General features: G+C 71.3%; 16 protein-coding genes, 2 tRNA genes and 1 pseudogene. 12 read left to right on the forward strand and 7 right to left on the reverse strand.

Translation table 11 applies throughout. The features are described 5' to 3' along the window. Nucleotides 1-72: 72 nt before the first annotated feature. From INTCA_RS15445 to INTCA_RS15475, 7 genes are all read left to right on the forward strand, one after another. Complete coding sequence (locus INTCA_RS15445; RefSeq protein WP_013493858.1) at nt 73-573, forward strand: RNA polymerase sigma factor; 501 nt, start codon at nt 73-75, stop codon at nt 571-573. Next, a complete protein-coding gene (locus INTCA_RS15450) occupies nt 566-1,252 on the forward strand; it encodes a methylated-DNA--[protein]-cysteine S-methyltransferase (RefSeq protein ID WP_013493859.1) in 687 nt (228 codons plus the stop codon). Before INTCA_RS15445 ends, INTCA_RS15450 begins: the two co-directional genes overlap by 8 nt. Before the next feature lie 185 nt (nt 1,253-1,437). Next, the gene (locus INTCA_RS15455; RefSeq protein WP_013493860.1) at nt 1,438-1,941 is read left to right on the forward strand and encodes a SigE family RNA polymerase sigma factor; all 504 of its coding nucleotides are present in this window, start codon (nt 1,438-1,440) and stop codon (nt 1,939-1,941) included. Then, nucleotides 1,938-2,786 carry a hypothetical protein gene (locus INTCA_RS15460; RefSeq protein ID WP_013493861.1) on the forward strand — a complete coding sequence of 283 codons (849 nt, stop codon included), beginning with the start codon at nt 1,938-1,940 and terminating at the stop codon, nt 2,784-2,786. The genes INTCA_RS15455 and INTCA_RS15460 overlap by 4 nt, the downstream gene beginning before the upstream one ends. 102 nt (nt 2,787-2,888) lie before the next feature. Then, the gene (locus INTCA_RS15465) at nt 2,889-3,935 is read left to right on the forward strand and encodes a PHP domain-containing protein (protein ID WP_041307819.1); all 1,047 of its coding nucleotides are present in this window, start codon (nt 2,889-2,891) and stop codon (nt 3,933-3,935) included. An 81-nt stretch (nt 3,936-4,016) separates the two neighbouring features. Then, nucleotides 4,017-4,089, forward strand: a tRNA-Glu gene (locus tag INTCA_RS15470). Between the two features lie 21 nt (nt 4,090-4,110). Then, nucleotides 4,111-4,184 (forward strand) — tRNA-Asp (locus INTCA_RS15475). Between the two features lie 186 nt (nt 4,185-4,370). Here INTCA_RS15475 and INTCA_RS15480 read toward each other — a convergent pair. Then, the gene (locus INTCA_RS15480) at nt 4,371-5,519 is read right to left on the reverse strand and encodes a PucR family transcriptional regulator (protein WP_244859839.1); all 1,149 of its coding nucleotides are present in this window, start codon (nt 5,517-5,519) and stop codon (nt 4,371-4,373) included. A gap of 130 nt (nt 5,520-5,649) precedes the next feature. Here INTCA_RS15480 and INTCA_RS15485 point away from each other — a divergent pair, with 130 nt between their 5' ends. The 3 genes from INTCA_RS15485 to INTCA_RS15495 are packed head-to-tail and all read left to right on the forward strand — an operon-like array spanning nt 5,650 to nt 8,721. Beyond that, nucleotides 5,650-6,717, forward strand: a complete 1,068-nt coding sequence (locus INTCA_RS15485; RefSeq protein ID WP_013493864.1) for a ferredoxin reductase — start codon at nt 5,650-5,652, stop codon at nt 6,715-6,717. A 17-nt stretch (nt 6,718-6,734) separates the two neighbouring features. Further along, a complete protein-coding gene (locus INTCA_RS15490; protein WP_013493865.1) occupies nt 6,735-8,027 on the forward strand; it encodes a fatty acid desaturase family protein in 1,293 nt (430 codons plus the stop codon). After that, nucleotides 8,017-8,721 (forward strand): HAD family hydrolase, encoded by a 705-nt coding sequence (locus tag INTCA_RS15495; protein ID WP_013493866.1) that lies wholly within the window; start codon nt 8,017-8,019, stop codon nt 8,719-8,721. Before INTCA_RS15490 ends, INTCA_RS15495 begins: the two co-directional genes overlap by 11 nt. Before the next feature lie 92 nt (nt 8,722-8,813). On the opposite strand, the pseudogene INTCA_RS15500 reads toward INTCA_RS15495, so the two are convergent. The 5 genes and pseudogenes from INTCA_RS15500 to INTCA_RS15520 form a co-directional block, all read right to left on the reverse strand. Continuing rightward, nucleotides 8,814-9,122 (reverse strand): annotated as a pseudogene (locus tag INTCA_RS15500) (trypsin-like serine protease); the annotation flags it as partial. A gap of 13 nt (nt 9,123-9,135) precedes the next feature. Beyond that, nucleotides 9,136-10,161 carry a dihydroorotate dehydrogenase-like protein gene (locus tag INTCA_RS15505; protein WP_013493867.1) on the reverse strand — a complete coding sequence of 342 codons (1,026 nt, stop codon included), beginning with the start codon at nt 10,159-10,161 and terminating at the stop codon, nt 9,136-9,138. Then, nucleotides 10,161-13,766, reverse strand: coding sequence for a pyruvate:ferredoxin (flavodoxin) oxidoreductase (gene nifJ / locus INTCA_RS15510; RefSeq protein ID WP_013493868.1), 3,606 nt, complete (start codon nt 13,764-13,766; stop codon nt 10,161-10,163). The genes INTCA_RS15505 and nifJ overlap by 1 nt, the downstream gene beginning before the upstream one ends. A 1-nt stretch (nt 13,767) precedes the next feature. Further along, entirely contained in the window at nt 13,768-15,528 is a 1,761-nt protein-coding gene (locus tag INTCA_RS15515; protein WP_013493869.1) for an NAD(P)-binding protein, read from the reverse strand. A gap of 233 nt (nt 15,529-15,761) precedes the next feature. Next, on the reverse strand, nt 15,762-17,198 hold the full coding sequence (locus tag INTCA_RS15520; RefSeq protein WP_041307821.1) for a GuaB1 family IMP dehydrogenase-related protein: 1,437 nt from the start codon (nt 17,196-17,198) through the stop codon (nt 15,762-15,764). Nucleotides 17,199-17,623: 425 nt separating this feature from the next. On the opposite strand from INTCA_RS15520, the gene INTCA_RS15525 reads away from it, so the two are divergent. Both INTCA_RS15525 and INTCA_RS15530 read left to right on the forward strand, forming a co-directional pair. Then, nucleotides 17,624-18,649 (forward strand): M12 family metallopeptidase, encoded by a 1,026-nt coding sequence (locus INTCA_RS15525; protein WP_013493871.1) that lies wholly within the window; start codon nt 17,624-17,626, stop codon nt 18,647-18,649. Nucleotides 18,650-18,777: 128 nt separating this feature from the next. Next, complete coding sequence (locus tag INTCA_RS15530) at nt 18,778-19,299, forward strand: hypothetical protein (protein ID WP_041307823.1); 522 nt, start codon at nt 18,778-18,780, stop codon at nt 19,297-19,299. A gap of 30 nt (nt 19,300-19,329) precedes the next feature. Here INTCA_RS15530 and INTCA_RS15535 read toward each other — a convergent pair whose 3' ends face one another. After that, nucleotides 19,330-19,941: a YceI family protein gene (locus INTCA_RS15535; RefSeq protein ID WP_013493873.1), complete on the reverse strand. Its 612-nt coding sequence runs from the start codon at nt 19,939-19,941 to the stop codon at nt 19,330-19,332. Nucleotides 19,942-20,275 lie beyond the last annotated feature (334 nt).

Genomic DNA, 20,275 nt, shown 5'->3' on the forward strand with positions numbered 1-20,275 from the left:
TGGGCCTGCCGGCGCACGGACGTCACACTGGGTGCCACCTCACAGTCGTCTGATCCGGAGCGTCCACCTGACATGAAGGAACCGTTCGAGCGAGTCGTCAGCGAGCACGGGCCCACGGTGCTGCGGGTCTGCCGGGCTGCGCTCGGCGCGGTGGACGCCGACGACGCCTGGTCCGAGACCTTCCTCGCCGCGCTGCGCGCGTGGCCGGAGCTGCCCGAGGACGCGAACGTCCGCGCGTGGCTCATCACCATCGCGCACCGCAAGGCGATCGACGTCCACCGGGGGACGGCGCGACGACCGGTCCCCGTGGACGCTGTCCCCGAGCCGCGGGGCGCAGGGCCGCAGGGGCCCGAGGAGGCGCTCGCCGACGACGCGCTGTGGCGCTCGCTGGCCGCTCTCCCACCCAAGCAGCGCCAGTGCGTCGCCTACCACCATGTCGCGGGGCTCCCGTACGCGGAGGTCGCCGCCGTGGTCGGGGGCACCGAGGCGGCGGCCCGCCGCGCCGCCGCCGACGGCATCGCGGCCCTGCGCCGGACCTATCTCACCCGTGAGGACGTGATCTCGCATGTCTGACCTCGCCGACCTGCTCGCCACCAACCTGCTCGGCGCCGACCTGACCGGTTCCGACCTGACCGGTTCCGACCTGACCGGTTCCGACCTGACCGGTTCCGACCTGACCGGCTCCAGCGCCGAGGAGGTGCCCGCCCGCCTGCGCGAACGCCTGGTCGCCCGCGCCGGCGCCGAGCACGGCCTCGACGTCCTCTACCGCGTCGTGGACTCACCGCTCGGCCCACTGCTCCTCGCGGCGACCGAGGCCGGCCTCGTCCGGGTCGCCTATGCCGCCCAGGACCATGACGCCGTGCTCTCCGACCTGGCGGACCGGATCGGCTCGCGCATCCTGCGCACCGGCTCCGGACTCGACGAGGTCGCTCGCCAGCTCGACGCCTTCTTCACGGGGGCGCTGGTCTCGGTCGAGGTGCCGCTCGACCTGCGACTCGCCACCGGCTTCCGCCGCCAGGTCCTCGAGCACCTGCGCCACATCCCGGCGGGCCAGACGGAGACGTACGCCGAGGTCGCCCGTGGCGCCGGGAGCCCGCGGGCGGTCCGAGCGGTCGGCACCGCCTGTGCCACGAACCCCGTGCCGATCGTCGTGCCCTGTCACCGGGTCGTCCGGACCGACGGGTCGCTCGGCGGCTACCTCGGCGGCGCAGAGGCCAAGGCCTGGCTCCTGGCGCGCGAGGCCGCAGCCTGACTGCGGCACGAAGTGCACATTCGATGAGAAGTCGCGTCGAGCGTGCCCTCCGTGCCGGCTCCCAGGTCGAGTGTGCACTCCGTGCCGGCTCTCCCCCGGTCGAGTGTGCAACGGTTGGGCCGCCTCGCGGGTCTCATCCGATGTACGACACTTGACTCCAACCACCCATCGCACCCGGGAGCCGTATGAGACGCACGGACGAGGAGGCCTTCCGCTCGTTCGTCATGGAGCGCCAGACCGTGCTGCGGCGACGCGCCTTCCTGCTCTGCGGCAACTGGGCCGACGGCGACGAGCTCGTCCAGGAAGCCCTGGCCCGGGTCTACGTCGCCTGGCCGCGCATCTCACCCGGCGCCGAGACCGCCTACACGCGGCGCACGATGATGAACCTCTACCTCAACGACCAACGCAAACGTCGGCGTGAGGTGCTCACGGACGAGCCCCCCGAGCCGGCCCTGACCGAACACGACCGCGAGCTCGCCCTCACCCTGACCGGCCTGCTCAAGGACCTCCCCGACAAGCAACGCGCCGTCATCGTCCTCCGCTTCTGGGAGGACCTCACCGTCCCTCAGATCGCCGAGTGCACCGGCGTGGCCGAGGGGACCATCAAGAGCCAGATCTCCCGAGGCATCGCCGTCCTCCGGGAGCGGCTCGCCGAACCACCCCTGACCGGAGCAGGAGCTGTCCCATGACGCATCCGGACCAGAGTGAGCAGCAGCTCAGAAGGGCGCTGGGCACCATGAACGACCTCCAACCCCCCACCGACGAGCTCTTCGCCCAGCGCGCCGTGGTCCGGGGCCGCGCCCGCACGCACCGGCGGCGCAGCGCCTTCGTGGGCGCGGCCGCAGCGCTCGCCGTCGTGGCCGGGGGCGGCGGCACCTGGCTGCTCCAGAACGGTTTCCCCTCGACCTCCCTCCCGACCCCGGCGAGCCAGGCAGGGGCCGGCGCCGCGCCGGGCGAGGACGGCGTCGAGCGCGACGCGTCCGGCGGCGGCGTCAGCCCCGAAGCCCCGGGTGTGATGTCGGACCCGAACGGCATGCCGGCCGCGCGGGATGCCAGCGGCTGGTTCATCGGACCGATGACGCCGGAACGGGCGGCCTTCGAGGAGCTCGTCCCGCAGCTGACGACGACGTGGGCCGGCACCTTCTCCGGGGCCTACGCCACCGACCCGGCGAACACCTCCATCGTCGTCGCCGTGACCCGACCCGACCCGACGTTGGAGCAGCTGGTCCGCAGCGCCATGCCCGTCCCCGACGACGTGGAGTTCGTCGAGGCCGAGCACTCCTACGCCGACAAGACAGCCCTCGCCGACCAGATCCGCGCCGACACCGAGGCCCTGCGCGCGGACGGCATCACCGTCGCCACCGTCGCCCAGGACTACCGCGCCGACCGGGTCGTCGTCGCGGCCCACGGATCCGATGTCGCCCAGCGTCTCGCGAGCCGCTACGGCGCCGACTGGGTCACCGTCACCGTCCTGGCCGAGGCCCCGGCCACCACGCTCCCCGACGGGAGCACGGTGCCGACCCTCCAGCGCTGACCGACGCCGACCTCGGAACGCCCCCGCCCGGCCTCCCACCTCACCGGGCGGGGGCACCCGGCGAGCCCAACGGCATACGGCATCTGCACCTACGATCGGGCCATGGAGGCACCCACCCCGCCCGAGGCCCCGATGAGCCCGCAGGACGCCCTGCGCCGCGTCGGGTTCCTCCTCGAGCGGGCGCGCGAGAGCCCCTACCGGGTGGCGGCGTTCCGGCGGGCGGCGGAGGCGATCCGGCTCATCCCCGACGACGAGCTGCGCGAGCGCGCGGGAGCCGGCACCCTCAAGCAGATCAAGGGAATCGGCGACTCGAGCGCCGCGATCATCGGGCAGGCGCTGCGGGGGGTCGTGCCGGCATACCTCGCCACCCTCGAGCAGGAGCACGGCGCGCCGCTCAGCTGGGCGGGCGCGGAGCTCTACGCCGCCGTCGTCGGTGACCTCCACGTCCACTCCGACTGGAGCGACGGCGGCAGCCCCATCGAGGAGATGGTCCTGACGGCGGTCGAGCTCGGCCAGGAGTGGATGGCCCTGACCGACCACTCCCCCCGCCTGACGATCGCCAACGGACTGTCCCGCGAGCGCCTCACCCAGCAGCTCGCGCGGGTCGACGCCATCAACGCATCGCTCGGCGGGTCGTTCCGGCTGCTCAAGGGGATCGAGGTCGACATCAACCTCGACGGCTCCCTGGACCAGGACCCCGACATGCTCGAGCAGCTCGATGTGGTGACCGCGTCCGTGCACTCCAAGCTGCGGCAGCCGGCCTTCGAGATGACGCCGAGAATGCTTGCAGCCGTGCGAAACCCGCGGACCAACGTGCTCGGCCACTGCACCGGTCGGCTCGTCACCGGCGGGCGCGGCAAGCGGCCGGAGTCGCAGTTCGACGCGGAGCGCGTCTTCCGCGCGTGCCTCGAGAACGACGTCGCCGTGGAGATCAACTCCCGGCCCGAGCGTCAGGACCCGCCGGACGAGCTGATCGAGCTGGCACGGGATCTCGGCTGCCTCTTCGCCATCGACTCCGACGCGCACGCACCCGGCCAGCTGGACATGAAGCTTCTCGGCTGCGAGCGCGCGGAACGGCTCCGGATCCCCGCCGAGCGCATCGTCACGACGTGGCCGGTCGAGGACCTTCTCGCGTGGGCGAAGGGGTGACTGCTCGCCCGCCAGCCGATTTGGTGGCGCGCCGAAACTCCCCTATAGTTTCGACGTCCCAAGCGGAAAAGGTCGGGATGCGTCCCCATCGTCTAGCGGCCTAGGACTCCGCCCTTTCACGGCGGCAGCACGGGTTCGAATCCCGTTGGGGATACGTACGACAATTCCATAGCAAGGCCCCGTAGCGCAGTTGGTTAGCGCGCCGCCCTGTCACGGCGGAGGTCGCCGGTTCGAGCCCGGTCGGGGTCGCCCAGAAGGAGGGCGCCGTTCCAGAAGGAGCGGCGCCTTTCGCATGCCCTCGTGCCGTCCAGCCATCGTGGCGTATGCCGCTGAGCTGGCTCCCCCTCGCGCCGGCCGTCCCAGCCCTCCCGTGCGCTGCGGTCCCGCCGGATCGGGGCCCCCGGTCCGGATCTGCCGGGCGAGACAGGCGGTCCCTCAGCGGTAGCCGGCCCGGAGGACGAGCTCGAGCTCGAACCGGGCCTGGGGGTCGTCGAGCTCGCCGCCGAACAGCTCCTTGAGCTGACCGACCCGGTAGCCGACGGTCTGCTGGTGGACGAAGAGCTCCGCGGCGATCGGGGCCCGCTGCCCCTGGTGGCGTAGCCAGGCCAGGAGGGTCTCGGCGAGCCGGGCCCGGACCGCTGGTCGCAGCCCCTCGAGCGGCGCGAGCCGGCGGCGGGCGAGGTCGGCGGTGGCGAGCGGCTCGGCATGCACGACCAGCTCCGCGAGGTGGTCCTCGACCCACACGGGCCGGTCCCCCTCGGCCGTCGGGCCGCCGAGGCCGTGCGCGCCGGCGGAGACGGCGAGGTGCAACGACTCGGCTGCCTGCTGCCAGGGCCGCTCGGGGCCGATGATGGCGTGGCGGCCACGGAGGGCCCGGTTCAGCTCCTTGGTCCGGGCGGCGCGGTTGCCGAACGGCATGAGGACCGCCGCCTCCGTCCCTCGTTCGGCGACGAGCGCCTCGGGGCCGAGGGCGCCCCGGACCCCGTCGAGACGGCTGGAGGGCAGGGTGGCGACGACGAGCGCCTCGGGCAGCACCCAGCCGAGCGCAGTCGCCGCGCGGGTCACCCCGACCTCGGTCTCGCCGCGGAGGATCATCTCGAGCAGCTCGCCGCGGCGCCGCTGGTGCTCGCCGGCGCGTTCGGACTGCTCGAGCGCGTAGCCCTGGGCACTGGCCGCCGAGAGCTCGTCGATGTAGGCGAAGAGGGACTCCCCCAGCGCGAGGATGACGTCGGGGGCGAGCTGGGAGACGTCGACGGTGCGGGAGATGGCCCGGAGCGTCACCCTGGCGCCATATCGGTAGGCGGAGAGGAGCGACTCGAGGCTGCGGCCGGAGCGGACCTCGCCCCGGCCGAGGTTCTCGTACACCCACTTGCCGTCCTCGGACAGGGCCGGGAGGCGGGTGCCGGGCAGGTCGAGGAACCGGTGCAGGGCGATCGTGACACCCTGTCGGACGCCCTGGCCGAACCGTCCCTCCATCGGCATCGCATAGACCGGCACGTCCCGGGGTATCCCCTCGATGATCGCCTCGACGACCTCGGAGACGACAGGCCGGAGAACGTCACTGATTTCGGTCGGTAGAGACAACCAGGGTGGGTCAGAAGTGGCCTGTGGCATGTCCGGCTCCCAGTTTTTGTTGCCACCCGATAGTTTCTGGAACCAAAGAGTACCTCGCACCCCAAGACGTGGACCCCCTGTTCGACGGATAGTGGATCGTATGCCCCCGTTCCGTGCCCTGCGCCGCGCCGCCTCGGTGCTGACGACGCCGCTGGCCCCCGAGGACTTCCTCGGGCTGGTGAACCCGCTCGCGTCGACCCGGCAGCTGCGCGGAGTCGTCACCCGGGTCATCCCCGAGACGAGCGACTCGGCGACGATCCAGTTCCGGCCCGGCAGGGGCTGGAACCCGCACGAGGCCGGGCAGTGGGCCCGGATCGGCGTCGAGATCGACGGGGTCCGCCAGTGGCGCAGCTACTCCCTGTCCGCGCCCGCTGGGGCCGACCCGGCCATCACGGTGACAGCCATCGGCTTCGTCTCGACCGCTCTCGTCCGTGACACCAAGCCCGGCGACGTGCTCTTCCTCGACGTCCCGCAGGGCGACTTCGTCCTCCCCCAGCATCCGCGCCCGCTCCTCATGCTCACCGCAGGCAGCGGTCTCACCCCCGTGATGTCGATGATCCGCACCCTGGTGCCGCGCCGACCCGATGCCGACGTCGTGCTGGTCCACTCGGCCCGGACCCGCGCGGACGCCCTCTTCCACGACGAGCTGCTCGAGCTGTCGGACCAGTTCCCCGGCCTCACCGTCAGGCACTGGTTCACCCGGGAGCAGGACGGCCGCCGGATCGACCTCTCCGACTTCAGCGACCTCGAGTCCCTGTGCCCGGACTGGCGACGCCGCGCGGCCTACGCGTGCGGGCCCGCCGACTTCCTCGACGAGGCCACCGCCCTGTGGGAGTCACACGCCGGCGAGGCCGCAGCCGACCTGACCATCGAACGCTTCGCACCCGCCCTGCTCCCGGGCACCGGCGGGGAGGGCGGGCTCGTGACGTTCGAGAAGTCGGACAAGGAGATCGAGGCCGACGGCGACACGCCGCTCCTCGAGGCGGGCGAGCAGTGCGGCGTCGTCATGCCGAGCGGCTGCCGCATGGGCATCTGCCGCAGCTGCCTGACACCGCTCGTCGCCGGGCGGGTACGGGACCTGCGCACCGGTGAGGTGCACGGCGACGAGGGCGAGCTCATCCAGACGTGCATCAACGCGGCTGCCGGACCTGTCCACCTGGACATCTGAGAAGGGAAACACCCGACATGACCACCACGGTGAACACACCCCCGGACACCGACCGACGCGCCGACGACCTCGGCAGCGCCCCGACACCTGAGGCACAACCGTCGGGCCCGCGCCCACGCATGCCCATCACCGGCTCTCGAGGCGGCCCCACCGTCCGTCCGCCGGCAGCGGCCCACCTGAGCGACGCTGACGTCGAGCGCCTCGGGCAGGAGCTCGACGCCATCCGCGACCGGGTCCTCGCCTCGCGCGGTGCGAAGGACGCTGCCTACATCCGCCGCGTCATCAAGGTCCAGCGCACCCTCGAGCTCGCGGGCCGCGCCACCCTGCTCCTGTCGAAGCGCCGGAGCGCCTTCTTCGCCGGCACGGCCATGCTCTCGGTCGCCAAGATCCTCGAGAACATGGAGATCGGGCACAACGTCCTGCACGGCCAGTGGGACTGGATGCGCGACCCCGACATCCACTCGACGACGTGGGAGTGGGACTTCGTCACGCCGGCGCGCGCCTGGAAGCACACCCACAACGACCTCCACCACACCTGGACCAACGTGCTCGGCAAGGACAAGGACGTGGGCTACTCGACCCTGCGCATGTCCGAGCAGCAGCCGTGGAAGCCCGCCAACCTGCTCAACCCGGTCATCAACCTGTGGCTCGCGCCGTTCTTCGAGTGGGGGATCGCCATCTACGACCTCGAGCTCGAGGCGTGGCAGGACGGCGAGAAGCCGACCGCGGACCTCGTCCGCGACCTCAAGGAGACCGGCCGCAAGGCCCTCAAGCAGTTCGCCAAGGACTACGCCGCGACGCCCGGGGCAGCTGCGTTGTTCGGCTCTGGGAAGCAGGCCTTCTGGGGGACCTTCACCGCCAACGCGGTCCGCAACCTGTGGGCTCACTCCGTGATCTTCTGTGGTCACTTCCCCGACGGTGTCGACGTCTTCACCGAGGAGATGATCGAGGGCGAGACGCGTGGCGACTGGTACATCCGCCAGATGCTCGGCTCCGCCAACATCTCCGGCAGCACGCTGATGCACATCATGACGGGCAACCTCAGCCACCAGATCGAGCACCACTGCTTCCCCGACCTGCCGAGCAACCACTACGCCGAGGTCGCGGTCGAGATGCGCGAGATCTGCGAGCGTTACGGCCTGCCCTACACGACCGGCCCGATGTACCGGCAGGTCGCACAGACCTGGGCCAAGGTCTTCCGCCTCGCCCTCCCCCCGAAGGCGAACCGCCGGCCCAAGCAGGCCGTGAACCAGACCCCGCCGGCGGTCCGCCGGTCCTCTCCCCTGCCCATGGCGGCGCATGGGCTCTGACGCGGTGATGGGCCGCGACCTGCGACGCGCGGCCTTCTTCGACCTGGACCGGACCCTCATCCGGGGCTCGGCGAACTACCCGCTCGCCGTGGCGGCCTTCCGCCGCGGTCACGTGCCGTGGTGGGACCTCGTCAAGGACACCGTCAACGCGATCTCCTTCCACCGCAAGGGGTCGACGGACGCGCAGTCGGCGGCGTTGCGGGAGCGGATCCTCGGCGCGGTGGCCGGCACGCCGCAGGCCGACATCGTGCACCTCACCGACGAGATCGTCCCCCGGATCGTCCGGCGCCTCATCCCGGAGTCGGCGGCCCTGCTCGCCGAGGCGAAGGCCGCCGCGATGGACCGCATCGTCGTGTCCGCCTCGCCGATCGAGCTCGTCGGCCGGATCGCCTCGGCGCTCGGACTCGAGGGCGCCGTGGCGACCCGGAGCGAGCTCGACGACGACGGGCGCTACACCGGGCGGCTGATGGGCGAGTTCTGCTACCACCACGGCAAGGTCATCGAGATCGAGAAGCTCGCCGCCGAGCGCGGGTACGACCTGGCGTCGAGCGCCGCCTACAGCGACTCCATCAGTGACCTGCCGATGCTCGAACGGGTGGGCACCCCCGTGGCTGTCAACCCGGACGGGGAGCTGCGGCGGCTGGCGCTCGCCCGCGGGTGGCGGGTCGTCGAGGTCGGCCGGAAGCGCCACTGAGCCTGCGGAGCGCGAGCGAGCCCAGCGGCATACGGCGGATTCCGTATGCCGCTGGGCTCGTCAGGAGCCCGACGTCCCGTCGGGCGCGGGGCTCAGCTCAGGAAGGACTGCACCCAGTCGAGCACGTAGTCGCGGTCGACGCGCATGACGCCCCCCGTGCCCCCGCAGGTGGAGTTGAGGCCGAAGGACGTGACGCCCGCGACGACGTTGGTGCTGCCGAGGAAGTTCGGGCCACCGGAGTCACCGAAGCAGGTGCCACCGGTGTTGGTGTTGTTCGACAGCAGCAGCGACTGGTCGCCGGTGAAGCCGGTGTTGATCTGGAGCAGGTGCGGGTGGGCGACCATCCGGACCCGGTCGGCCTGGGTCTTCCACGACGGCCCCCACGGTAACCGCGGAGCTGCCCGGGTGGAAGGACTAGCGGATGCCGAGTGAGGAGTAGGTGTCGCGACCGCGCTGCAGCGCGGCGACGTAGCCGGCCCGCTCGTAGGCGGTGACGTCGGTGTCGGCGGGGACGGCCAGCCGGCCCCGCACCTGGTCCAGCGAGGTGAGCTCCTTGCGGACGAGCCAGTCCTCGAGGCCCTGCACGAGGGTCGCGGCGTGCTGGACGCCGTGCCGCAGGAGCGCCGAGGCGGTCATGACGACGTCGGCACCGGCGAGCAGGTAGGCGGCGACGTCCTCGGCGCGCTCCACCCCGGTCGTCGCCGCGAGCGACGCCCGGACCTGTCCGTGGAGGATCGCGATCCACGATCGGGGCAGGCGGGCCTCCTCGGGACGCGAGAGCACGACGCCCGGCTCGACGACCATCCGCTCCGGGTCGACGTCCGGGTGGAGGAAGCGGTTGAAGAGCACGAGGCCGTCGGCGCCGGCCTCGTCGAGCCGGAGCGCCATCTCGCCGAGGGAGCTGAAGTGCGGGCTCAGCTTGACCGCGACGGGGATGCTGACGCTCTCCTTGACCTCGCGGAGGATCTCGACGTGCCGGTCCTCGACGAGCCGCCCCGGGGTGCGCGGGTCACCTGGGACGAAGTAGATGTTCAGCTCGATGGCCGCCGCGCCGGCGTCCTGCATCGACCGCGCGAAGCGGGTCCAGCCGCCCTCGGTGCTGCCGTTGAGGCTGGCGATGAGCGGCACGTCGATACCCGACGCGGCCCGTTCGATGAGCCGGAGGTAGCGGAGCACCGAGCTCGGCTCGGCCGTCGGCCGGGCCGAGCTCGGGAAGTACGACATGGCCTCGCCGAACGCGTGCTCGTGCGCCTCGACGATGGCGAGGTCGCGCAGCTCCTCCCGGTTGACCTCCTCCTCGAAGAGCGAGTAGAGGACGATCGCCCCCACCCCGGAGTCCGCCAGCGCGAGCACCCGGTCGAGCGACACGGAAAGCGGCGACGCCGACGCGACGAGCGGGTTGCGCAGGTCGAGGCCGAGGTAGCGCGTGGTCAGGTCCATCAGTTTCTCCTCGGGTCGGAGGCGAAGCGCGCCGGACCGCGCGTGGCCATCTCCTCGTACGTCGCCCAGCGCTGGTCGACGGCCTCCTGCGCGAGGTGGAGGAGCCGGTCCGCCTCGTCCGGGTCGGAGGTGCGCAGCATCCGGTAGCGCAGCTCCCGGTAGATGTAGTCCTCGAGCGGGATCCGCGGCCGCGGCGAGTCGAGCTGGAACGGGTTGCCGCCCTTGGCCCGGACCGTCGGGTCATAGCGCACCAACGGCCAGTGGCCGCTCGCGACGGCGCGGTACTGCTGGTTGAGCCCGTCCTTCATCTCGATGCCGTGGGCGATGCAGTGGCTGTACGCGATGATGATCGACGGCCCGTCGTAGGCCTCGGCCTCCCGGAAGGCCGTCAACGTCTGCTGCGGGTCAGCACCCATCGCGACCCGGGCGACGTAGACGTTGCCGTACGAGATCGCTTGCAGCGCAAGGTCCTTCTTGCCGACCGCCTTGCCCCCGGCGGCGAACTTCGCCACGGCGCCCACCGGCGTCGCCTTCGACGACTGGCCGCCCGTGTTGGAGTAGACCTCGGTGTCGAGGACGAGGATGTTGACGTCCCGCCCGGTGGACAGGACGTGGTCGAGACCGCCCGAGCCGATGTCGTAGGCCCAGCCGTCACCGCCGACGATCCACACACTGCGGCGCAGCAGGTGGTCGGCGACGCTCCGCAGGTCCGCGACCGCCGGCCCGTCGAGCTGAGCCAGGCGTCGCCCCAGCTCGCCGACCCGCTCCCGCTGGGCCGTCAGCTGCGACTCGCGGATCTGCGGCGCCTCGAGGATCGCGTCGGCCAGCTCCACCCCCACCTCGGTGCGCAGCTGGGCGAGCCGTTCGCGAGCGAGCTTGGCGTGCAGGTCCGCGGCGAGGCGCAGCCCGAGCCCGAACTCCGCGTTGTCCTCGAAGAGCGAGTTGGACCAGGCCGGCCCGCGGCCGGCGGCGTTCTTGCTCCACGGTGTGGTGGGCAGGTTGCCGCCGTAGATCGAGGAGCAGCCCGTCGCGTTGGCCACGGTGGCGCGCTCGCCGAAGAGCTGCGAGAGCAGCTTGAGGTAGGGCGTCTCGCCACAGCCCGAGCAGGCCCCGGAGAACTCGAAGAGCGGCTGGAGGAACTGGGTCCCCCGGACCGTCCCGAAGTCGACCCGGGCGCGGTCGTTGTGCGGCAGGCTCTCGAAGAACGCGATGTTGGCCTGCTCGGCCTCGACGACCGGCTCGAGCGGCTCGAGGTTGATCGCCTTGCGGGCGTCGTCGAGCGGGCTCGTGACCGGGCACGTGTCGACGCAGAGACCGCAGCCGGTGCAGTCCTCGACGTACACCTGGAGGGTGTAGCGCGAACCGGGCAGGCCGGCGGCGTTGAGCGGGGCCGACGGGAAGGCGCCGGGGGCGTCGATGAGGACGTCGGGGTCGTAGTACTTGGACCGGATGACGCTGTGCGGACAGACGAAGGCGCAGTTGCCGCACTGGATGCAGCTGTCCGGGTCCCACTGGGCCACGACGTCGGAGATCCGGCGCTTCTCCCAGGCGGTCGTGCCGCTCGGGTAGGTGCCGTCGAGGGGCATGGCGCTGACCGGCAGCTGGTCCCCGCGGCCCGACATCATCGCGGCCGTCACGGTGCGGACGAACTCGGGCGCGTGCTCCGGGACGACCGGAGGCAGGGCCCGGCCGGCGACATCCGCGACCTCGGGGACCGGGACCTCGTGCAGCGCTGCCACGGCGCTGTCGACCGCGGCCTCGTTGCGGCGCACGATCTCGCTGCCGCGCCGGCCGTAGGTCTTTCGGATCGCCGTCTTGACGGCCGCGATCGCCTCCTCGCGGGGCAGCACCCCGGAGATGGCGAAGAAGCAGGTCTGCAGGACCGTGTTGGTGCGCCCCCGGAGGCCCGCGCCCTCGGCGACGGCGTCGGCGTCGATGGCCCACAGCTGCAGGCCCTTGCTGATGACCGCCTCCTGGACTGGGCGGGACAGGCCCGCCCACACCTGCTCCGGCGACCCGGCGGCGTTGAGGAGGACCCGCGCGCCCGGACGGGCGACGGCGAGGACGTCGACCTGGTCGAGGAGACCGAGGTGGTGGACGCCGACGAAGCCGGCCTGACGGATCAGGTAAGGCGCACGGATCGGATGCGGCCCGAACCGCAGGTGCGAGACGGTCTGCCCGCCGGACTTCTTCGAGTCGTAGACGAAGTACGCCTGGGCGTGCAGGTCCGGGTCGGCGCCGAGGATCTTGATGGTGTTCTTGTTCGCCCCGACCGTTCCGTCGGAGCCGATGCCGTAGAACACCGCTCGCAGCGTCTCGGCCTCCTCGATGTCGAGGTCCTCGTCGTAGGGGAGGCTCGTCCCCGAGACGTCGTCGGTGATGCCGATCGTGAACCTGAGGCGGGGTGCGGGCAACGAGAGCTCGGCGAAGATGCCGGCCACCATGCCCGGGGTGAACTCCTTGGAGGACAGCCCGTACCGGCCGCCGATGACCTGGGGCAGGACGGGGACCCGACCGGCGTGGTGACCCTCGGTGAGGGTGGCGACGACGTCGAGGAAGAGCGGCTCGCCGTTCGAGCCGGGCTCCTTCGTCCGGTCCAGGACGGCGATGCGGCGGACCGTCGGCGGGAGGGCGTTGATCAGCTCCTCCGCCGGGAAGGGGCGGTAGAGCCGCAGCCGCAGCACGCCGACGCGCTCGCCTCGCTGGCGCAGGTGGCGCACCGTCTCCACGACGGTCTGCCCACCGGACCCCATGATGATGATGACCCGCTCTGCCTCGGGGTCGCCGTCGTACTCGACGACGGAGTACTGCCGGCCCGTGTGGGCGGCCAACCGGTCCATCGCGTGCTGCACGATGCCGGGGACGCGCACGTAGAACGGGTTGACCGTCTCACGCGCCTGGAAGTAGACGTCCGGGTTCTGGGCCGTGCCGCGCACGAACGGCCGCTCGGGGCTGAGGGCCCGCAGCCGGTGCGCGCGCACGAGCTCCTCCGGGACGAGGTCGCGCAGCACGTCGTCGTCGAGCCGCTCGATGGTGTTCAGCTCGTGGGACGTGCGGAAGCCGTCGAAGAAGTGGACGAACGGCACGCGGCTCTCGAGCGTCGCGGCCTGTGCGACGAGCGCCAGGTCGTGGGCCTCCTGCACCGAGCCGGACGACAGGAGGGCGAACCCGGTCTGGCGCACGGCCATCACGTCCGAGTGGTCACCGAAGATCGAGAGGGCCTGTGCGGCAAGCGCCCTCGCGGCAACGTGGAAGACGGTCGAGGTCAGCTCGCCGGCGATCTTGTACATGTTGGGGATCATCAGGAGCAGGCCCTGCGACGCGGTGAACGTCGTGCCCAGCGCCCCGCCCTGGAGCGCCCCGTGCATCGCGCCGGCAGCCCCGCCCTCGCTCTGCATCTCGACGACCGTCGGCACGGTCCCCCACACGTTGGTCCGGTGGTGCGAGGCCCACTCGTCGGCCAGCTCGGCCATCGTCGAGGAGGGCGTGATGGGGTAGATGGCGCAGAGCTCGTTGAGCCGGAAGGCGACGTCGACCGCCGCCTCGTTGCCATCCACCGTGACGATCTGCACGGCAACCTTCCGGTCGACTGCTGTGGTGACCACGTCAGCCCCTTCCCACCGCGTCGGTGACCGCGCTGGTGACCGCGGTGGTCGTTCCTGATGTCTGCAGCGCTGTCGGCGCTGGTGTCGCCAGTGGTGTCGGCGCTGGTGTCGGGGCCGGGTCGAACTGGGACTCGGACACCATCTCGATCGCGTGGACCGGGCACTGCCGGTAGCAGGTGCCGCACCCCGTGCACTTGGCGTAGTTGAACTCGTACCGCTTGCCCTTGCCGAGCTTGATGATGGCGTCCTCCGGGCACGACCCGAAACAGCCGTCGCACTCGAAGCAGTTGCCGCACGAGAGGCAGCGCCCGGCCTCGAAACCGGCCTCCTGCTCGGACAGCCCCGCGACGACCTCCTCGAACGCGCTGATGCGCGCCGCCGGGTCGAGCTCGGGCTGCTGTCGGCGGTCGTGGTCGCCGAAGTACCAGAGGTTGAGCCGGTCGGCGTGGATGATGTCGTGCTTCGGCGGCGTCGTGAACTCGGCCGTCCGGAGCCAGGCGTCGATGCTGCGGGCGGCGCGCTTGCCGTGCCCGACGCCGATCGTCACGGTGCGCTGGCTCGGCACGGCGTCCCCGCCGGCGAAGATCCCGGGCGCGCCGGTCATGAGCGTCGCGGGGGTCACCTGGACGACGTCGTCGTCGAACTCGACGCCGGGGATGCTGCGGAGGAAGGCGGTGTCGCTCTCCTGCCCGAGGGCGAGGATGACGGTGTCGGCGGCGAGGGTCTCGTAGACGCCGGTGCCGCGCGGGCGGCCGTGCTCGTCGAGCTCCTGCACCTCGACGGTGAGCTGGTGCTCGCCCATGTCCTTGATGGTGCGCAGCCAGTTGATCCGAATGCCCTCCTCCTCCGCGTCGGCGGCCTCCTCCTCGTGGGCGGGCATCTGCTCGCGGGTGCGGCGGTAGACGATGACGGACTCGTCGGCGCCGAGGCGCCGGGCGACGCGGGCGGCGTCCATCGCGGTGTTGCCGCCGCCGTAGACGGCGACTGTGCCCGTCAGCGGCTGCTGCTCACCGGTCTCCACGCCGCGGAGGAAGCTGACCGCGTCGAGGACCCGACCGGCATCCATGTTGGGGATGTCGACGCGCTTGGACAGGTGGGCCCCGACCGCGACGAAGACGGCCTCGAAGCCGCCGTCGACCCGTTCGGCCTCGAGGTCGGTGACGAGATGGTTCTGCTCGAACGTCACCCCGAGGGCGACGAGGCGCTCGATCTCCGCGTCGAGGACGTGCCGGGGCAGCCGGTAGGCCGGGATGCCGTAGCGCATCATCCCGCCCGGCGCCGGCCCGCTGTCGCGAACGGTGACCTCGTGGCCGAGGCGGGCCAGGTGGTAGGCGGCGGAGAGGCCGCTCGGTCCGGAACCGATGACGAGGACGCGGCGTCCGGTGTGCGTCGTCGGGTGCTCGAACTGCCAGCCGTGCTCGAGGGCAAGGTCGCCGAGGAACCGCTCGACCGCGTGGATCGACACCGCCCCGTCGAGCTCGACCCGGTTGCAGGCGGTCTCGCACGGGTGGTAGCAGACCCGACCGTGGATCGCCGGGAACGGGTTGTCGAGCGTCAGCTGGCGCCACGCGGCCTCGTGGTCGCCTTCCTTGACGTGCGCGAGCCAGGCCTGGATGTTCTCCCCGGCCGGACAGCCGGCGTTGCAGGGCGGTAAGAGGTCCAGATAGAGCGGGCGCTGCGACCGGACGGGGCCGGATCGGAGCCGTCCCAGCCCCAGGGGTGCCAGGGGGGTGAGGTCTCGTTGCTGGTCGGACACGCGCATCTCCAAGGTCCGTTGCCCGGACGGTTCGCGCGCCGGGACGAGGGGTACTACTTGCTGTAGTACTACCGTACTCCCGGCCTCCGCGGCCCGTGCCCCCACCGCCCGTCGCCTTGGTCACGCCCCACCCCGCCACCCCCGCCGGTCAGGTGCGCGCGGGGCGAGCCCAGCGGCATACGGCCTGCGGCTGCTCGGCGAGAAGCGGGCACTGCTGTCCCGAGCCCGACCTCAGGGCGTCACCAGGACGTGTGGAGCGGCCGCCCCTCGGCGTAGCCCGCCGTGCTCTGCAGCCCGACGACCGCCCGCTCGTGGAACTCCTCCAGGGTCCGCGCCCCGGCGTACGTGCACGAGGAGCGCAGCCCGGCGATGATCTCGTCGAGGACGTCCTCCACGCTGGGCCGGGCGGGGTCGACGTACATCCGCGCCGAGCTGATGCCCTCCTCGAAGAGGGCCTTGCGGGCCCGGTCGTAGGCCGAGTCGGCCGCGGTCCGGTTGAGCACCGCCCGCGACGACGCCATCCCGAACGACTCCTTGTAGGACCGACCGTCGTTGTCGGTGTAGAGGTCGCCCGGGGACTCGAGCGTCCCGGCGAACCACGAGCCGATCATGACGTTCGAGGCGCCGGCAGCGAGCGCCAGGGCGACGTCGCGCGGGTGGCGCACCCCACCATCCGCCCAGACGTGCTTGCCGAGCTCCCTTGCCGCGATTGCACATTCGAGCACGGCGGAGAACTGCGGCCGGCCGACGGCGGTGCGCATCCGCGTGGTGCACATCGCGCCCGGACCGACGCCGACCTTGACGATGTCGGCACCGGCCTCGATGAGCTCACGGGTCCCCTCGGCGGAGACGACGTTGCCGGCGACGACGGGGACCGAGGGGTCGAGGGCCCGCACCGCGCGGAGGGCGTCGATCATCTTGTCCTGGTGCCCGTGGGCGGTGTCGATGACGAGGACGTCGGCGCCGGCCTCGAGGATCTGCGCGGCCTTGGCCGCGACGTCGCCGTTGATCCCGATGGCGGCCGCGACGCGGAGCCGGCCCGCGTCGTCGAGTGCCGGCGAGTAGAGGCCGGAGCGCACGGCGCCCTCCTTGGTGAGGATCCCGACGAGCGTGCCGTCGGCGGCGACGACCGGTGCGACGCGACGCCGCTCGGCGGTGAGCCGCTCGAACGCCGCCCGCGCGTCGACGTCTTCGGGCAGCACGACCATCTCGCGGAACATGACGTCCTGCACCTGGGTGAACCGGTCGACGCCGGTCAGGTCCTTCTCGGTGACGATGCCGACGGGGCGGTTCCCCTCGATCACGACGGCAGCGCCGTGGGCCCGCTTGTGGAGCAGGACGAGCGCCTCGCCGGAGGTCATGTGGGGGTCGAGCGTGATCGCCGTGTCGTGGACGAGGTGGCGGCCCTTGACCCACTCGATGACATCACGCACGACGTCCGCCGGGATGTCCTGCGGGATCACCGCGATGCCGCCGCGGCGGGCGACCGTCTCGGCCATCCGCCGACCCGCGATGGCGGTCATGTTCGCGACGACGATCGGGATCGTCGTCCCCGTCCCGTCGACCGTGGCGAGGTCGACGTCGAGGCGGCTGGTCACCGCGGAGCGGCTCGGCACCATGAAGACGTCGTCGTAGGTGAGGTCGAGCTGGGGGCGCAGGCCGTCGAGGAACTTCACCCCGTGAGCGTATGCCGCTGGGCTCGGTCCCGCTGTCCCGTGCCCTCCCGCTCGGGTCCCCCTCCCAAGCGCCGAGTGGCATCTCGCCGGCTTCTTCCTCCTCGACGTCGCCAGCCCCGAGCGGGCCGAAGCGATCTCCAGCAGGTTCAGCGGTCCCGGAGAGACCATCGAGCTGCGCAGCATCGTCGGCTGACGCCTGGTGTCGCGGCACGTCCTGCACACTCGACGGGGCTTGTCTGTGACCTGACCGATCGAAAGAGCAGTTCGTCCCCTTGCCGACGGAGGGCCACCTTGGGGGCGACGGTGGGACGAACTGCTCTTTCGATTGATTTGGGGGGTGCGGCGTTTTGGGTGTGGCGGGCGCCGCACGGGAGCACCATGGGAGGAGGGGGCGAGGCGCGCCTCCACGACCCTTGGGGGACCACATGACTGACAAGGTCTGCTTCGACCGGATCCTGCCGCAGGACCTGATGCGCCCGCACCGGCGCACGCGGGACCTCGAGGGCCGGGACCGCGCGATATCGCCGATCGGCAAGTCGTGGATGAACGGCACGACGCTGCGGGTCCGCTTCCTCGGCGGCACGCCGGACCAGCAGGCGGTCGCGCGGGACCAGGCCGGCTGGTGGGCGCAGGCGTGCAACCTGCACTTCGACTTCGGCAACCACCCGCAGTCGGCCAGCGACCTGCGGATCTCCTTCGACCAGAACGACGGCGCCTGGTCCTACGTCGGCACCGACTGCAAGGGCATCCCGTCGAACCAGCCGACGATGAACCTCGGCTTCCTCGACGGGGGGACGGCCGCGCACGAGTTCGGGCACGCGATCGGACTCGCGCACGAGCACTCGAACCCGGCCGGCGGCATCCAGTGGAACGAGCCCGTCGTCCTCGCCGCGCTGGCCGGGCCGCCGAACTTCTGGGACGAGGCGACGGTGCGGCACAACGTGTTCCGCAAGTACGCGCTCGACCAGATCAAGGGCACGGCGTTCGACCCGGAGTCGATCATGCTCTATGCCTTCCCCGCGTCGTGGACCCTCAACGGGATGGGCACCCACTCCAACGAGGTGCTGTCCGGCCTCGACCGGGAGTTCGTCGCGGGGTCGACGATGTACCCCAAGCCGGGGCCGGTCGTCGGCGACGCGGTGACCTTGCCGCTCGACGGGACGAAGGTCAACGCCGACATCGGCAAGGGCGGCGAGGAGGACCTCTTCACCTTCGTCGTCGAGAGCGACGGCGTCTACGAGGTGCGGACGAGCGGGTCGACCGACGTCTACCTCAAGATCTTCGGTCCGGACCAGGACACCGCGCTCGTCGCCGAGGACGACGACAGCGGCTACGGCCTCAACGCCCGGATCCGACGCGCCCTCGTGCCCGGCCGCTACTGGGCGCAGGTGCGCCACTGGAACGTCGAGTCGGGCACGGGGAAGTACTCGATCAGCGTTCGACCCCGCTGAGTCGCGGGGGCGAAGCCAGCCCCGCTGGGAGGTTGCGTATGCCGCTGGGCCAGCTCAGCGGCATACGGCTCCTTCCGCTGTGGGCTGAGTCCGTTGACGGGGCCATCCTGCAGAGTAATGATGATTACATGATTACCGAGCAAGCAAGTGAGCGCGTGCGTGGATGGTTCACCGGTCGTCTCCCCCAGGAGTGGCAGCAGGCGGCACCCGACATCACCGTCGACCGGGAGGAGATCACGGTCGCCCTGACGATCGACGACGTCGACCTGCCCGACGGCTCGAGCGACGCCGAGCGCGCCGAGGCGAGGGCCGGACGGGCCAAGGCGTTCCGGGAAGACACGCGCGGACGCCGGATCGAGATCGCCCGCGAGGCCGAGCACCGGTTCGACCGCAAGGTGTCGTGGGCGGTGCGGGTCGGCGACCGGACCGAGCTCTTCACGCACGTCGCGGCGCCGGCCATGACCCGGCTGCGGCAGCGGGAGCGGCTGGTCCTCGACACCCTGGTCGACGCGGGGGTGGCGCGGTCGCGGGCCGACGCGCTGGCGTGGTGCGTCCGGCTCGTCGGGCAGCACGAGTCGGACTGGCTGGGCGAGCTGCGCGAGGCGATGACGCACGTCGAGGACGTGCGCCGGAAGGGACCGGCCGCCTGAGGGTGGACGGCGGGTGCGGCGGCTTCGGGCTCAGCCCTGGTGGGGGTCGCCCTCGTGCTGGTCCTGCTGACCCGCCTGGTCGCCAGCGCCCTCGGGTGCCGTCTGGACGGCGGAGATCTCGAACTCCAGGGTGATCCGCTCGGAGACGAGGACGCCACCCTTGTCGAGCGGCATGTTCCACTCGAGGCCGTAGTCGCGACGGTTGATGCGACGCGTGCCCTCGAAGCCCGCCCGGAGTGCACCGAACGCGTCGGTCTGCACGCCGAGCAGCTCGATCGGGATCGTCACCGGCTTGGTGATGTCGCGGATCGTCAGGTGCCCGGAGACGACGTAGGCGCCGTCACCGACCTCCTCGATCTGGGTGCTCTCGAAGGTGATGTCCGGGAACCTCTCCACGTCGAAGAAGTCGGCGCTGCGCAGATGGTTGTCCCGGTCGTTGTTGCGGGTGTCGACGCTCGCCGCCTTGAGGATGACCCGGGCGTTCGACTTGGACATGTCGTCGAGGTCGGCGTGGAAGTAGCCCTGGACGTCATTGAACGAGCCACGAACCGTCGTCACCATGGCGTGCCGCGCCGAGAAGCCGATGCGGGTGTGAGCGGGGTCGAGCTCCCAGTTGCCGCTCAGGGTCGAGTCGTCGGCCATGCGGTCTCCTGTGTGTCGTGTCGTGGTTCGCGTTGAGGATTCGCGTGATGGAGCGTGGGTCAAACGAAGTTGAAGGTTTCATGGCGGAGCCGGTACTGGCAAGTTGGCGCCACGCAGTGGTATCGGTACCCACCCTGACCCGCTCATCCTCGACCTCATCCTCGACCGGCGGGTCGACGTGGCCTGGCCCTGCGGAAATTCTTTCGTGAGGAACCCCCGGTGGGGAGTTTCGGACTCTAGAGTGCGAGCACCCCCAACGAGTTTCCGGAGGCTCTTCCATGCGCTCGAATCGCGCCCTTGCCGTGACGGCTACCGCCGCACTGGCACTATCCCT

Source organism: Intrasporangium calvum DSM 43043 (genome assembly GCF_000184685.1).
Classification (GTDB): domain Bacteria; phylum Actinomycetota; class Actinomycetes; order Actinomycetales; family Dermatophilaceae; genus Intrasporangium; species Intrasporangium calvum.

What these genes read in the sequence shown, in the direction of transcription:
- INTCA_RS15530 (WP_041307823.1), top strand. Translation starts at nt 18,778, where the DNA reads ATGATTACCGAGCAAGCAAGTGAGCGCGTGCGTGGATGGTTCACCGGT.
- INTCA_RS15460 (WP_013493861.1), top strand. Translation starts at nt 1,938, where the DNA reads ATGACGCATCCGGACCAGAGTGAGCAGCAGCTCAGAAGGGCGCTGGGC.
- INTCA_RS15535 (WP_013493873.1), bottom strand. Translation starts at nt 19,941, where the DNA reads ATGGCCGACGACTCGACCCTGAGCGGCAACTGGGAGCTCGACCCCGCT.
- INTCA_RS15515 (WP_013493869.1), bottom strand. Translation starts at nt 15,528, where the DNA reads ATGCGCGTGTCCGACCAGCAACGAGACCTCACCCCCCTGGCACCCCTG.
- INTCA_RS15445 (WP_013493858.1), top strand. Translation starts at nt 73, where the DNA reads ATGAAGGAACCGTTCGAGCGAGTCGTCAGCGAGCACGGGCCCACGGTG.
- INTCA_RS15450 (WP_013493859.1), top strand. Translation starts at nt 566, where the DNA reads ATGTCTGACCTCGCCGACCTGCTCGCCACCAACCTGCTCGGCGCCGAC.
- INTCA_RS15455 (WP_013493860.1), top strand. Translation starts at nt 1,438, where the DNA reads ATGAGACGCACGGACGAGGAGGCCTTCCGCTCGTTCGTCATGGAGCGC.
- INTCA_RS15505 (WP_013493867.1), bottom strand. Translation starts at nt 10,161, where the DNA reads ATGGACCTGACCACGCGCTACCTCGGCCTCGACCTGCGCAACCCGCTC.
- INTCA_RS15485 (WP_013493864.1), top strand. Translation starts at nt 5,650, where the DNA reads ATGCCCCCGTTCCGTGCCCTGCGCCGCGCCGCCTCGGTGCTGACGACG.
- INTCA_RS15525 (WP_013493871.1), top strand. Translation starts at nt 17,624, where the DNA reads ATGACTGACAAGGTCTGCTTCGACCGGATCCTGCCGCAGGACCTGATG.
- INTCA_RS15495 (WP_013493866.1), top strand. Translation starts at nt 8,017, where the DNA reads ATGGGCTCTGACGCGGTGATGGGCCGCGACCTGCGACGCGCGGCCTTC.
- INTCA_RS15465 (WP_041307819.1), top strand. Translation starts at nt 2,889, where the DNA reads ATGGAGGCACCCACCCCGCCCGAGGCCCCGATGAGCCCGCAGGACGCC.
- INTCA_RS15490 (WP_013493865.1), top strand. Translation starts at nt 6,735, where the DNA reads ATGACCACCACGGTGAACACACCCCCGGACACCGACCGACGCGCCGAC.